We start from the raw sequence: 13,276 nt of genomic DNA, 5'->3' as shown, positions 1-13,276 counted from the left end.
AACGACGATGTTTGGTACCGTCCGGCCGTTCAAGGTTCAATGAACCCGGTACCGCCGGTAACGCCAATTTAGCAGACCTTCAGTCTCAGTCAGTTGGATTCCTCGGCGCAAGAGGGTGACCCGGGTCAGAACCGTTCGAGCTCGTAGAGGCGGGTGCCGGCGGAGTCGTAGACGATGGCGTGATCGGTGCTGGTGAACTCGACTTTGTAGCTGGCGCGATTGACGCTCTGGGTGACCACGAGGGTGTAGCGGCCGGTGGTGTCGGGTTTGCTGGAGAGCACGCAGGTCGACGGGCCGCCGATGTCCAGGGGTTTGCCCTGGTTGTAGTAGAGGCCGTCGCAGGAGCCGCCGCTTCCGTTGAATGTCTTTGTGCCCGTTCCGTCCGAGGCCGACCAGGTGCCGATCATGGCGGAGGCGTCGACGCGCGGGTTGGCTTTCGGCGCGGGTTCGGCGCGCGGGGCGACGGCCGTCGGCGCGTCACCGGTCGCCGACTCCGCGGCTGTCGGCGGCCCCTTCCCGGCGAGCTGCCCGACCAGCAGCCCCGCCAGAATCACCACGACAACCACGGCGATCACCGTTATCGCCGGATGTTGCCGGGCATAGTTGACGATCTTGCTTTCGTTCTTGATGTCGACCGAGCCGCCGCCGGAGTCGATCGACCCGAACGAGACTCCCGCGAACTGCTGCGTGCTCAGCACCGGCGGTGCGCTCCCCGGCCCGGCCGCCGCCTCGCGCAGCGCCGCGGCGAACATCGGATCGGCGTCCGCGGCCGCGGCGAGCGAGCGTTCGGCGTCGGCGCAGGTCTCCGGTGAGACCACCCCGGTGCGGCCTTCGGCGATCAATCGCGCGAGCGTCTGGTCGGTCCCGAGCTTCGCCGCGACCACATTCCACACCCGGTCGACCGCGATATCCAGTGCCTGATCGGTGAGACCGTTGACGCGCATGCCCACCCGGCGCGCCTTGCCCAGGGACCACGCGATGAGCAGCCCGATGACGACGTCCATCCCTATCGGCCGCTCTCGTCGTCGTCCCGACGAAACCCGCACGGCGTGCGGTCCGGGCGGTTGCGCTTGTAGGTGTCCTCGGTCCAGACGCTGATCGCGCCCCAGACCACAATCGCACCGATCGCCAGCGTGACCAGCACGACCACGATATCCATCGAAAGTCACACTCCCCGCGTGGAATTCGGGATGCGCGCGGGTGGCTGCCCGGCCACCCGATAAGAGGAACGTTTCGTCCGCATTCTCGCCATGCTGCAATGCTCACCCCCGTTCGGCGGTCGGGGTATCCGCTGAACGTCCGACAGGCGCCGCGTCGGCCCGCAAATAGCTGATCTACCGGCCCCCGGACGTCGATTTCCTCCTTCTACCGCCACTGACCACGGATTTCCAGCAGAATCAGTGTTTGATCTCGGAGAAGGCGGGGAATTGCCCGCCTGTAGCTGATCGACCGCGCCTGTACTCGAGCGCGACCCTCACCTTGCGGCTCGCGCATCGCACTGACGAATCGAGGAGATCATGCCTGAACTGTTGGATATCCATCGAGGAAAGACCCGGCGCCGCACCACCCTCGCGGTCAACGCGGTGGCGCTACTCGCTTCCGGGCTGCTGGCCACGGCACCGGCCGCGGTCGCGGATCCATCCGCGGAGGCGACCAATGCAATCGACGCGCACTACAACGACTTCGGCGGAGCCGGATCGTTCCTCGGCGCCCCGCTCGGCCCGGCCACCGAGGTGGCCGGCGGCGCCGAACGCGCCTACCAGGGCGGCGTCATCTACTTCTCGCCGGATACCGGGGCGAAGGCGGTGTACGGCGAGATTCTGGTGAAGTACAAGTCGCTCGGCGGACCGAGCGGACCGCTGCGCTTCCCCACCAACGACGAGACCGGCGCGGGCGACGGCGTCGGCCGGTTCAACGACTTCGCCGAGGCCGGCGGCGCCGCGATCTACTGGAAGCCGGAGCTGGGCGCCTGGACCATCAAGGGCAAGGTGCTCGACGCGTGGCGTGAAAGTGGCGGAATCACCGGGCCTTTCGGCTACCCGCGCTCGGACATGACCGTCGACAACGGTGTCGCGACCGCGAACTTCGTGGGGCCGGCGGGCACCGAGATCAAGTGGTCCGACAGCGAGGGACTGGCGACCATGCCGCCCGAGCTAGCCGCGACCCTGCCGGGATTCCGGGCGAACGCGCCCGATGTCGCGGTGCCGAATCCGGTGCCGAACCCCGACAACCAGGCCACCGACGACTCCAGCAGTTCGGGCATCAACCGGTGGTGGGGCATTCCGATCGGTCTGGCCATCACGGCCGTCGTCGGTGGGTTGCTCGGCATGCTCGGCCGTCGCCGGTCGGGCCCGACCCACACGACCCGGGGACCGGTCACGCCGACCACCCGCACGACGGCGACAACGACGGGCAATCGGCAAGGATTCGTGCCGCCGCGCGGTGACGCCACCGCCGCCTCGGCCGCGGCCGCTGCCGCACAGCGCGGTGCCACGACAGTCGCCGGCGCACACGAGATGCATCGCGACGCACCGCGCAGCTAGCCAACTGACCACCAACCGAAAGGAACGACAATGGAATGGCTATTGGGCGTGCTAGGTGGACTGGTCGGCGGGAACATGGCCGGTGCGGGCAAGGGCTTCGGCCTGGTCGGAAATAGCGCCGCGGGCGCGGTCGGCGGCGGCGTCACCGGCGCGATCATCCAGGCGGCGACCGGCTCCGGTCTGGATCTCGGGCAGGTCATCGGTCAGGTGGCCGGCGGCGGCGTGGTCGGCGCGGTGCTGACCGCGGTGATCGCGATGTTCGCGAAGAACCGCGATCGGGAGACGGTCAACCGGTAGATTTTCTTCCGCCCCAACGAGTCCCGGCGGTGCACCCTCTTGTGGGGGGTGCACCGCCGGAATCGTTCAGGCGTCGAACGTTATTCGTGCAGGCTGGATTGCAGCCGGTCGAACTCCGCCTTGGTCATCTCCTCCGGCGACCGCTCCGGCAACTGCCGGGATTCGACACCGACCGGTCCGACGTTGCCCCCGTCGAATACCACTGAGGCCCAGTTGTTCTGGGCTTGCAGGGTGTTGTAGTTCCGGTCGTTGTTGACACTGGTCCGTACCGTGCCGGTCTGGATGGAGCCGTTGCAGTTCCAGTCGATCGGCTGGTCCGCCGATCCGGGGGTGCGCCTACGGGTGTTGTCCGGGCAGAAGTAGTCCGTCCGCCACCCGGCGGCGACCGCACCGAGCCCTTGCCGCTCCTGCAACGAACTCTCGTTCAGGGCAGGAGGATTCACGCTGGAGTAACCGAAGTTCGCACTGCCGTCGACCTTCGGTACACCGTTGAACTGGAAGCTGTAGTTCATCACGCTCAGGTAGTTCGGCTTGTAGTTGACGTGGTCGGTGCCACCGTGTTTCAGGCCGAGGTTGTGTCCCAGTTCGTGGATGAACGTGCCGACGTTGCCGTTGTCGCCCGGATTCCAGTTGCACTGCGGGCCGAGCGCGACGACGAAGGTATCCGCCGGAATGCCCAGCGAAATGCCGCTGCTGCATCCATTGTCGTAGGAGTCCGCCCAGATCATGTAATGGAAAATGTGTGAACGGGCCGAGGCGAAGTTGGTTCGCTTGATCGCCGCGACCTGATCGTCCACCGGCGACAGGTTGCTGTCGTAGGGCACCTGATTGCCGCCGCCGAGATCATATTTGGCGCCTCGGGCATTGCCCGCGTCCAGATGGATGGCGATCCCGTTGCGGCCGTCCGGGTTGGTCACCGGGGAATCGGCGAATACCCCGACGACCCGGTCGAGCGCCGCGGCGGTCGGCAGGCGCCCGTTCATGTAGTCCATCTCGACGAACAGGTCCTTGTGCTTCGGATTCGCGCCCATCTTGGGCAGATCGACGTCGATCTTGCCGTCGCCGTTGGCGTCGTATCCGTTGGTTTCCCACACGTCGGGCAATCCGTCACCGTCGGTGTCGACTGCCGCGGCCGCGGGTTGGGCCACGGCAGTCACCGGGGTGAGAAACGCCCCCAGCCCGGTCAGTAGCGCGAATGAAGCGATCAGAGTTTTTCTGTAAAGCGACACCTCGGACTCCTTCCGGATCGTATTTGGGGACGATCCTGTAATTCGGACACACCGAACTTGCGATGGTTATTCGATTTCCTATTTCCAGTCCACCTGCGGTGAGCGATAGAAATTGATGCCCTGCGCGGTCCAGATCGGGCCCTGCTTGGCCAGCCGCACCCGATACTTGTCCCAGTTGTGCGTCGCCTGCGGCGACCAGCCGATCTCGGCGATGCCCGCCAGCCGAGGGAAGGCCATGTACTCGATGTCGGCACTGGTCCGCAGGGTCTCCGACCACAGCGGCGCCTCGACGCCGGCCAGCTGGTTCTCCGTGACGCCCTGCAGGAAGGTGGCCGGATCCCAGTTGTAGGAGTCCTGCACCTCGACGTAACCGGCCCAGTGCAGGCCGAGCGGTGAATCCTTGTTGTACTGCATATCCAGGTACGCCTTGTTGGCCGGCGACATCAGGATCTTGTTGCCACGCTTGGCCGCTGCCACGACATCGGCATTGGTGTTGGCGGTGTCCCAGTACTGCGGGATGGCCGACGTGGGCGGGTTGGTCACGACGATGTTGTGCCAGCCGGTCGCCTTCTTGTCGTAGGTGGCCAGCATCGGCGTCACCTTCTTGTAGAAGGTCTGGTAATCGGCCGGTGAGGTGGAATGGGCCTCGTCGCCACCGATATTGATGTACTTGCCCGGGGTGATCGCGGACAGTTCGCGGATGACGTCCTCGACGAACTTGTAGGTGATCGGGCTGCCGATGCACAGCGAGCTGTAGCCGACCTCGATGTCCGTGCGCGGCGGCACGGGCTTTCCGTCGCAATTCAATTCGCCGTAGGACGCCTGCGCGGCATTGGTGTGGCCGGGCATGTCGACCTCGGGAACAATCGTAATATGCCGGGACGCGGCATATTTGACGATGTCCTTGTACTGCTCCTGGGTGTAATACCCACCCGGGTCACCGCCGACCGCGGTCAGGCCGCCGATCTCGGCCAGCTTCGGCCAGCTCTTGATCTCGATCCGCCAGCCCTGATCGTCGGTCAGGTGCAGGTGCAGGGTGTTCACCTTGTACTGGGCGATCTGGTCGATATAGCGCTTGACCTGGTCGGGCTTGAAGAAGTGCCGGGCCACGTCGAGCATCGCGCTGCGCTGCTTGAAGCGTGGATAGTCGGTCACCTTGCCGCCCGAAACGAGCCAATCTTGTTTCTGCACGGACGATTTGTTGATCGCCGCCGGGAACAGCTGGCGCAGCGACTGCACGCCGCCGAACAATCCGTCGGTGGTGTTCGCCTTCAGGGTGACCCCGGACTTGGCCACGGTGAGCTGATAGCCCTGGTCGCCGACCCGGTTACCCGCGTCGCCGAGCTCGAGGGTGATACCCGGCTTGGCCAGGTCGTATCGATCCACCACCGGCAGCGGAAAGCCCGTGGCGGGCCGGAGCAGCCCGCCGAGGTATTCCCCGACTTCCTTGGCCTGGTGTTCGGCGCGAATCACCGTGGCGGCGGTCAGTTTGAAGTTCGCGCCGGGATCGGCCTTGGCTTCCACGGGAACCGGGACGATATCGGTGACAGCGCGCTCGGTTGTTTGCGGGTTATCGGCGGCGAAACCGGTTTGACCCGGTAACACCAGCGTGGTCAAGGCCACGGCGGCGCCGAATGCCAAGGGGTATAGAAACTTTCGCATAGCGTACCTCCGGTACAACTTTAGGGGGCATCCAGAAGTATGGATCAGCGTGCAAGATATGAGTGGGGACCTTCCCAACTGGGGATATGCGGATATTTATCGATCACCGCCGCGGGGGCGGAACATGAACATCTCCGATTCCCCACTTCTACTGGGGATCTCGAGCGGGTTCTTTCGTGTCATGCTTGCGCCGGTTGTTCGGAACTTGACGGCAGGTGGTCGGCCGTTGCGCTGTGACAACCACTCGTACAACAGGTCTCATGCTCGCCCGCGCGTCGATCGGCGGACGCCGTGCAGTTCGCCACCGACGTCGATGAAGGATTTGGTGTGCCGATGCGAATTTCCGGTCCTATTACCGCATCCGCGCTCGTATTCGCCGGGTTGTTGATTTCCGGGTCCGTGGCGAGTAATCACGTGCCCGACGGTGTGCTGGCGTCCGCGATGACGCCCAATGATCAGAGCGCCGATCGATCGGTCAGCGTGGTTCCGACTTCCGCCGAATCGCTACGGTTGCAATCCGATCCGCCGGGCGATCCCGGGCCGGATCTGACCGTTCCGCTGCACGATGTCGGCCTGCCCAATGTGCCGACCCGGGGTATTCCGGAGGTCGCGCTCGCCGCTTATCGGAATGCCGAGCTGTCGTTACAGTCGTCGACGCCGAATTGCGGGATGCCGTGGCATCTGCTGGCCGGCATCGGCAAGATCGAGTCCAATCACGCGGGTAACGGGCGCACCGACGCCGACGGGACCACCCGCGGCATCATCTACGGTCCGGCGCTGGACGGAACGTTGCCCGGCAACGAAATCATCAAAGCGTCCGACGGCGGCTATGTGCGCGCCGTCGGACCGATGCAGTTCCTGCCCGGTACCTGGACGTTGTATGCCGCGGATGGCAACGGCGACCGTAAAACCGACCCGAACAACATCTTCGACGCCGTGCTCGGCGCGGGTAAATACCTGTGCTCCGGCAACCTGGATATGCGCGATCCGAAACAGGAGATCCGCGCGGTCCTGCGCTACAACAATTCCCTCGACTACGCCTCGAAGGTGCTCAGCTGGTCCAACGCCTACAAAACCGGCGGTGCACCCAAGCAAGGCGAACTCGCCCCCATCCCCGACAGCACCCCCACCGGCGGCATGCCGGACGGCGCGGGTTCGAGCATGAGCGTAGGCGAAACCGCCACCATCGCCGACCCCGCCGCCCCCGGCGATCCCGCCGCACCGGACGCCCCCTCACCCGAATCGACCACCGATCCGCTCCCCACAACGGATCCCCCCACCACCACCGATCCACAAAGCCCCACGGGCACACTGGAACTCAGAATCCACGTGATGATCAACATCCCCGGCCGAGCACCAATCCCCTGCGGCATCTTCTGCCCACCACCAACCCCGAGCACCCCCACGGTCCAGCCGACCACCACAACCACCCAAACCCCCACGACGACACCACAACCCAGCTCGACCACACCGGCTCCCAGCTCGACGACAACTACTGGTCCCAGCTCGACCACATCAGCTCCCACAACGACGCCGACCACCACACCACCGGCACCGGCTCAGACCACACCCACCCCCTCGACACAGGCGCAGCCACCAATCGCCTCGGTCCCCCCGACGACCAATCAAAAGTCAACCCAAACCCCCACCGCCACACCAGCACCCAAATCACAGCCCCCCACAACAACACCGAACCCACCAGCACCCAAGCCCACTCAAACCCCACCAATCCACCCCACCAGCCAACAACCAGTCGCACCACCCCCAACCACCCCCGCACCCGCCCCCAAACAACAACCGACCACCCCCATCCCAACCACCCCCGCATCCAAACAACCAGCCACACCCCCTCCCGCCGCTCCAGCTCCAGCACCGGCACCCGCTCCAGCTCCAGCACCGGCACCCGCTCCAGCTCTAGCACCGGCACCGGCACCGGCACCGGCACCGGCACCGGCACCGGCACCGGCACCGGCACCGGCACCGGCACCGGCACCGGCACCGGCACCGGCACCGGCACCGGCACCGAAGCAACCTGCCTCCCCCGCCCCCGCCGCACCAGCACCGAACCAAAACCCGGCCGCACCAACTCCCACCCCCAAGCAGCAACCCGCCACACCACCTGCACCGGCCGCCCCAGCCCCCAAACCTGCCGACCCGGCCCCAGCCCCCAAACAACCACCAGCCGCCCCAGCCCCCCAACCGAAACCACCCGCCCCCACCACAAAACCCATTCCACCCCAGCCGGCCCCCACCACCAGGCCACCAGCTCCGTAACTACAACCTCAGTCGGACGGCACGACTCGACACCCAACGGGACATGACAGCGCCCCTACTCGCACTCCTCCTCAACGAGGTCCCACGTAGCCATGCCCCAATCGCCACGCGCGGACAACAGATGCCCGCGCTTGCGCACAGGCCGCAGTTCCGCTGACAAAGTTGGCACTCCACCGCCGACTCCACGCAAGCAAAGCCGCCCCCTCGCACCACCAGCCAACACTCAATGCCCAACGGGACATGACAGAGCCTCCACTCCCACTCCGCCACCACCAAGTCCCGCCGACGATCACGCCCCGAGCCATTCGGGCACTGGCTACGGCTCGGCGAGTCCGATCAGCCCTCCGCTGACGCCTGCCCGGGCCTCCCCGCGAGCGACAGCATCGCCTCGCCAGACGTCTCACTCAACGGGACATGACAGAGCCGCTACTCGCACTTCACCTCCACTATGTCCCGCTGACGATCACTGACCGAGTCGTTCGGGCCTTGGCTGCGGCTCAGGTGGTTTGGTGGGATTTCCGGCGCTTGATCATGCTCTCGATCGGGCCTACGGCGATCCATAGCAGTAGGGACCACAGGCCGACGTGTGGGACCACCAGGGCGATGGTCAGTGCCAGGCATACTGTTGCCACGGAGATCCAGCGGACTGCGATGTCGAGCGTGGTCACCTGGGGTGCGTCTGCCAGCAGGTTTGCTCGGTAGAGGACCAGTTCCGCTAATCGGCTGAGTGTCATCGCCGCGATCATCACGCCGAGGTAGATGCCGATGGCGAGACGGTCGCCGCGGTGGGAGTAGACGTCGAGGATCGTGGCGAGCGGTAGGGCGACGATGCAGAGCAACCACAGCATGTTGAGGCGCACGAGCAGTGGTGTGTAGCCGGTGGCGCGCTCGAACAGGCGGTGGTGTTCACGCCAGAACGAACTGATCACCACGAAACTGACGCCGGCCGCCAGGAGTCCATAGCTGTTGTCGGACAAGAATTTCGATGTAGACGTATCCGCGACCTCACGAGCGCTGTCGACCAATGGCAACACGATCAGAGTGATCGCGATCGCCACCACCGCATCGCTGAAGAAGATCAGCCGCTCCAGTCCCCGTTCCGTGCGAATGGGGCTGGGCGCATCGCTGGTCACTGGGTCAGTCATCGTGTGAGACTACCGAGCGCGCCGAAATTTCCGCGCCGACCGAAAACGACGGCCGCGATATTCGAATGCGCGGACAACTGGCGACAACTAGCGTCCGAGCGATGACTCTCCCCCACGATGTGGCAGGCGACGGTCCACCAGCAGTCCTGCTGCACGCAGGTGTATGCGACCGGCGAATGTGGGACCCCCGGTGGACCACCCTCACCGATGCCGGATATCGATTGGTGCGCTGCGACTTCCGCGGTTTCGGCGACGCTCCGATATCACCTCATCCATACAACGATGCCGAAGATATCCTCGCCCCAGAAGGCCCGACTCCAGATCCGTAGCGCACGAACTCGCCTACCACAGAGGCGGTTCGGCGCGTAGCGAGCGACAGCACCCGATTGCTGTCCCCCACCGGCGCGAATCGCGGTCGTACCATTCGTGGATTCTGCTACAGCACAGCGGATTACAACCTCAGGCAACGCTCTTCACCCATGACGTGCGATATCCCGGCGAATCCGATCTATGGTCGCGTCGATGCTCCACGTGGCATCGATCCTGGTCTCCGCTACGAAGGTGAGGGGTTGCCAGCCGCGGTACCAGTCGGCCAGCAGCGCTTCCGGGATCGATGCTGCTTGTGGGCGCGTCGCGTGGCGGAGCAGGGTCTCCTCGAAGGTCAGATCGAAAGCATAGAACAGGGATTGGGGCGTGCTGTCGGTCAAGCGCTTCAGCATCGGGCCGTATTTGCGGGCGTCGAGGATGCCTTCGACGATCACCACCATGCCCTCCTGTAGCCATGCGGTGGCGATCTGTTCGATCAATCGGATGTTGAATGCGCCGGGTTCGTCGAATTCCCGCAACATCTGACGGCGCACCGTGTCTTGGGCGACGACCGCGCAATCGCCGCGCTCGAATCGGCGTTGCACCGCCGTCGCGACGGTCGACTTCCCTGATGCGGAGTTGCCGCGGATGACGACGAGTAGTGGTTCGGACCTTGTCATGGTCGGCGGGGCGACTACTGCGGGCGGTAGACGACTATGCCGGGGACCGATTGGACGTAGTCGGTGAAAGGTGAGTCGACCACTTTGTTGTTTGCGGCGAGCGAGGAGGCGTTGCGGAAGACGGGGCCGGTCGGGGTCATGACGAAGATTCCGACGTGGGTGACGTCGAGTCCTGGCTCGTCGGTGTATGCGCCGATGTAGTCGCCGGTGCGGAGTCCGCCGATGACGGTGTCGTTCACGGCGGCGCTCGGGATGTAGGTGATGTTGCGGTCGACGACCGGCAATCCGGGCAGGTAAGTTCCGCCGTCGCTCTTCGCGTTGAGCCGTTTGGCCACGGTCACCGCGCCGGTGCTCACCGCACCGGTGACGTCGGTGGCGGCGATTCTCGGCGTGCTCACCCAGTCGCTGAAGAAGTGCTTGCGTTGCAGGAACTCGACGCGTCCGCCGGTGTAGCGCGTTTCGACCAGGTTCGAGAGGAACTGGTCCTTGTCGGCGGATCGACTGAGCGCTTCGACGTAATCGAGATAGGTGAAGCAATCCACCCGGCGGAAGTCGACGACGAGCTGTTCGCGCTGCGTCTCGGAACCGATGAGCATATTGGCGCCGTACGGCGTGCCGAGGAACTGCCGCGACAGCAGCTCGAGCAACTCACCTTTGCTCTGCCCGGCCGGCGCACCATTGCGCACCGCCAGCTCCGCATCGATCTTCTCCACGGTGACGCCATCGATGATCACCGGCGGCACCGTGGGCTCAGCGAGCGCCGCAGGCACCATCGAGGCCGTCCCACCGGCGAGAACCAGCAGCACGAGCAGTACGCGAGCGAGGGTGCGCAAGAAGCCTCCAACATGGCTAGAACGATCGAGGTGCCACCCCCACGGTAGCCCGAAGGTCAACCCCGATGAGCCGCGACCATGTCGCGACAACAGCAGATTCGTCCAAGCCACCCGCCCCCGAAGCCGGTGATGATGGCAGCGCACCGACAGGGACATGTGCAATGACGCACTGTCCTGGTGTGGGGAGCGCCGCAGGTGGAGGGGATCGGCGGCGCTCCCGATGAGGGGCACACACGACGATGGGCCGCTGCGCACAATGCGCAGCGGCCCACGAGATGTCGTCAAGCCTCTACGAACGACGGCTTCTTCTTGAAGACACCCTTCGCGCCCGCGGCAGTGACGGTGCCATTGCCGGTATCGGCCCAGTGGCCGGCACTGCAATTACGCTGTCCCACCGCCCCTTCCGCGTGCCGCGGCAGGGATTCGAGCGGATTCACCTGAGCACATTTCGCCAGCCGGCTGTGCGGCGAGGAGATGTGCCCGCGCGCGTCCTGGTTCGGCGCCGCATGCAAGGCGGCCACGATCAACGGGGCGAGGGCTGCCGCACCGACGAACGTCCGGATCCGCTGCGGTAACTCAGCTTTCGTGGAGACGGGCGTCATTTCCGATCCCCGCGACCGAACGGCCAGGCGTCGGTCCCCGGCGCCTCAGGAGCTTCCTGAAGCCCCTGGTTGCTGAGGCTGCCCGGGTACAGGTACTCGCTGGCAGGCCGCTTCCGCCCGTTCAACCACGCATCGAAGAACCCGTTCAGATTCTTGCTGGTGCGCGACTGGACGAACTGCCGGAACTCCGGAATCGACGCGTTCCCACCCTTGTGCCCCTGCGCGAAATCCTTGACGGCGGCGAAGAATACGTCGTCACCGATGTAGCGACGCAGCGCGTGCAGGAACAGCGGCCCGCGGCTGTAGACCACGGTGAATTCGTTGCCCTTGCCGGGATCGTAGAGCGGGGTGGACCAGACGCCTTGCTGATCTGCGCTGGCAAGTGCGCGCCGATAGATCTGGTCGGCGTTCTGGTGATTGACCCGCTCGGGGTACAGGATGTCGGCGGTGTAGCTGGCGAAGCATTCGTTCAGGCAGACATCGCGCCAATCCTTGACCGAGACCGAATCACCCCACCACTGGTGGGCGTTCTCGTGAATCAGCGTGTTGAGGTCCGTCCACGGCGCGTAGATGGGCCGGGTCTGCGTCTCCAGCGAGAATTGCAGGTTGGTATCCACATAGATTCCGCCGCCGGCCTCTAGCGGATAGGGACCGTACAGCCCCTCTTCGAACGCGAGCACGCCCGGCAGCTTCTTCTCCAGGTCCTTCTTCTGCTGCGCGCCGCCCGGTGCGAAGAAACTCTCCAGCGGCGTGTTCCCGGCCCGCTGATTCAGCCGGGTGAACTTGTCGATCGCGATCGTCGTCAGATACCCGACGATCGGATCCTTGGCTTCCCAGGTGACGGTGTGCTTGCCCGTACCGGCGGGCACGTCCGACGCGCGCACCCCGTTCGACGCCACATCCCAGCCGGTCGGCACGGTGGCCTTCACGGTGAACGTGACCTTGTCCAGCGGGGTGTCGTTGAGCGGATACCACGTTGTCGCGGAATGCGGTTCGCCCGCGGCGAAGGCGCCGCCGGACGGCGAGTAGGTCCACCCGTTGCCGTTGCTGTTCGGCAAGGTGCCCGCGTAGTCGACCACGACGGTGAACGATTGTCCCTGCGGCAGTGCCGCTTTCGGGGTCACCACGAGTTCGTGCTCGCCGGTCTTGCGGAAGGTGGCGGTCTGACCGTTGACGGCCACGGCACTGACGGCCGGACCGGCGTAGTCGAGATTGAAGGCCGAGAGGTTCTGCGTGGCATTGGCCGTGATGGTGGCCTTGCCCTTGAGGTTGTGCGTCGGCGGGTTGTAGTCGATGGCGACGTCGTAATGCGTCGCGTCGTAACCGCCGTTGCCGTCCTTCGGGTAATACGGATCGCCCAGTCCGTCGGAGCCCGGCGTCGGATCGGCCGCGCTGGCCGCCGCCCCGTTCGGCGAATCCGGCGGTGCCGCAGCCACCGCGGCCACGCCGGCCGTGAGACTCAACGCTAGCGCCAACGCGGACACCGCGACCGGCCGGGCTCTGAGCGCGACGGGAATCGGATTGCCTCTGTCAGACCATTTCTGAATTCGCATGGTGCACAACCTCTTGTGGTAGGCGATCCGGGGACCGAGCTGGGTCGCGCGCACGTGTCGAAGCCCGAACGGATCTGTAATCGACTGCGGGCAATGCCAACTCGGCATCCCGCAGGTACTGCCGGGCATTCGGACGGCGCACACCGCCGTCC

12 protein-coding genes are annotated in these 13,276 nt (G+C 65.2%); 3 read left to right on the top strand and 9 right to left on the bottom strand.

Annotation, left to right across the window (positions count from 1 at the left end; genetic code table 11):
- Nucleotides 1–125 precede the first annotated feature (125 nt).
- Nucleotides 126–1,004, bottom strand: coding sequence for a hypothetical protein (locus tag F3087_RS27445; RefSeq protein WP_150404946.1), 879 nt, complete (start codon nt 1,002–1,004; stop codon nt 126–128).
- Between the two features lie 2 nt (nt 1,005–1,006).
- Nucleotides 1,007–1,159 (bottom strand): hypothetical protein, encoded by a 153-nt coding sequence (locus F3087_RS46090; RefSeq protein ID WP_191094163.1) that lies wholly within the window; start codon nt 1,157–1,159, stop codon nt 1,007–1,009.
- A 358-nt stretch (nt 1,160–1,517) separates the two neighbouring features.
- On the opposite strand from F3087_RS46090, the gene F3087_RS27440 reads away from it, so the two are divergent.
- Complete coding sequence (locus F3087_RS27440) at nt 1,518–2,543, top strand: LGFP repeat-containing protein (protein ID WP_150404945.1); 1,026 nt, start codon at nt 1,518–1,520, stop codon at nt 2,541–2,543.
- Between the two features lie 30 nt (nt 2,544–2,573).
- Nucleotides 2,574–2,840 carry a hypothetical protein gene (locus tag F3087_RS27435; RefSeq protein ID WP_150404944.1) on the top strand — a complete coding sequence of 89 codons (267 nt, stop codon included), beginning with the start codon at nt 2,574–2,576 and terminating at the stop codon, nt 2,838–2,840.
- A gap of 80 nt (nt 2,841–2,920) precedes the next feature.
- Here the strand turns inward: F3087_RS27435 and F3087_RS27430 are convergent, their stop codons facing one another.
- Nucleotides 2,921–4,069 carry a hypothetical protein gene (locus F3087_RS27430; RefSeq protein ID WP_223885382.1) on the bottom strand — a complete coding sequence of 383 codons (1,149 nt, stop codon included), beginning with the start codon at nt 4,067–4,069 and terminating at the stop codon, nt 2,921–2,923.
- Nucleotides 4,070–4,147: 78 nt separating this feature from the next.
- Nucleotides 4,148–5,731, bottom strand: a complete 1,584-nt coding sequence (locus tag F3087_RS27425; protein WP_150404943.1) for a beta-N-acetylhexosaminidase — start codon at nt 5,729–5,731, stop codon at nt 4,148–4,150.
- Between the two features lie 333 nt (nt 5,732–6,064).
- Between F3087_RS27425 and F3087_RS47340 the strand changes: the two genes are divergently transcribed.
- Nucleotides 6,065–8,005: a lytic transglycosylase domain-containing protein gene (locus tag F3087_RS47340; protein ID WP_317983937.1), complete on the top strand. Its 1,941-nt coding sequence runs from the start codon at nt 6,065–6,067 to the stop codon at nt 8,003–8,005.
- Between the two features lie 497 nt (nt 8,006–8,502).
- Here F3087_RS47340 and F3087_RS27415 read toward each other — a convergent pair whose 3' ends face one another.
- The 5 genes from F3087_RS27415 to F3087_RS27390 all read right to left on the bottom strand — a co-directional run bounded on the left by F3087_RS27415 (nt 8,503) and on the right by F3087_RS27390 (nt 13,034).
- Complete coding sequence (locus F3087_RS27415; protein WP_150404942.1) at nt 8,503–9,150, bottom strand: TMEM175 family protein; 648 nt, start codon at nt 9,148–9,150, stop codon at nt 8,503–8,505.
- Nucleotides 9,151–9,623: 473 nt separating this feature from the next.
- Nucleotides 9,624–10,136: an adenylyl-sulfate kinase gene (locus F3087_RS27405; RefSeq protein WP_150404941.1), complete on the bottom strand. Its 513-nt coding sequence runs from the start codon at nt 10,134–10,136 to the stop codon at nt 9,624–9,626.
- Between the two features lie 14 nt (nt 10,137–10,150).
- Nucleotides 10,151–10,969, bottom strand: a complete 819-nt coding sequence (locus F3087_RS27400; RefSeq protein WP_223885381.1) for a DUF1460 domain-containing protein — start codon at nt 10,967–10,969, stop codon at nt 10,151–10,153.
- A gap of 281 nt (nt 10,970–11,250) precedes the next feature.
- The gene (locus F3087_RS27395; protein ID WP_150404940.1) at nt 11,251–11,571 is read right to left on the bottom strand and encodes a hypothetical protein; all 321 of its coding nucleotides are present in this window, start codon (nt 11,569–11,571) and stop codon (nt 11,251–11,253) included.
- The gene (locus tag F3087_RS27390) at nt 11,568–13,034 is read right to left on the bottom strand and encodes a M1 family metallopeptidase (RefSeq protein ID WP_223885380.1); all 1,467 of its coding nucleotides are present in this window, start codon (nt 13,032–13,034) and stop codon (nt 11,568–11,570) included. Before F3087_RS27390 ends, F3087_RS27395 begins: the two co-directional genes overlap by 4 nt.
- Nucleotides 13,035–13,276: the final 242 nt, after the last annotated feature.

It is taken from the genome of Nocardia colli (assembly GCF_008704205.1).
Taxonomy (GTDB): Bacteria; Actinomycetota; Actinomycetes; order Mycobacteriales; family Mycobacteriaceae; genus Nocardia; species Nocardia colli.
The sequence above is the reverse complement of the archived record's forward strand: the minus strand, read 5'-3'. Positions and strand labels throughout refer to the sequence as shown.

Bases quoted from the DNA above. Each gene is read 5' to 3' on its own strand.
- F3087_RS27445 (WP_150404946.1), bottom strand. From the start codon at position 1,004: ATGGACGTCGTCATCGGGCTGCTCATCGCGTGGTCCCTGGGCAAGGCG.
- F3087_RS46090 (WP_191094163.1), bottom strand. From the start codon at position 1,159: ATGGATATCGTGGTCGTGCTGGTCACGCTGGCGATCGGTGCGATTGTG.
- F3087_RS27440 (WP_150404945.1), top strand. From the start codon at position 1,518: ATGCCTGAACTGTTGGATATCCATCGAGGAAAGACCCGGCGCCGCACC.
- F3087_RS27435 (WP_150404944.1), top strand. From the start codon at position 2,574: ATGGAATGGCTATTGGGCGTGCTAGGTGGACTGGTCGGCGGGAACATG.
- F3087_RS27425 (WP_150404943.1), bottom strand. From the start codon at position 5,731: ATGCGAAAGTTTCTATACCCCTTGGCATTCGGCGCCGCCGTGGCCTTG.
- F3087_RS47340 (WP_317983937.1), top strand. From the start codon at position 6,065: ATGCGAATTTCCGGTCCTATTACCGCATCCGCGCTCGTATTCGCCGGG.
- F3087_RS27415 (WP_150404942.1), bottom strand. From the start codon at position 9,150: ATGACTGACCCAGTGACCAGCGATGCGCCCAGCCCCATTCGCACGGAA.
- F3087_RS27405 (WP_150404941.1), bottom strand. From the start codon at position 10,136: ATGACAAGGTCCGAACCACTACTCGTCGTCATCCGCGGCAACTCCGCA.
- F3087_RS27395 (WP_150404940.1), bottom strand. From the start codon at position 11,571: ATGACGCCCGTCTCCACGAAAGCTGAGTTACCGCAGCGGATCCGGACG.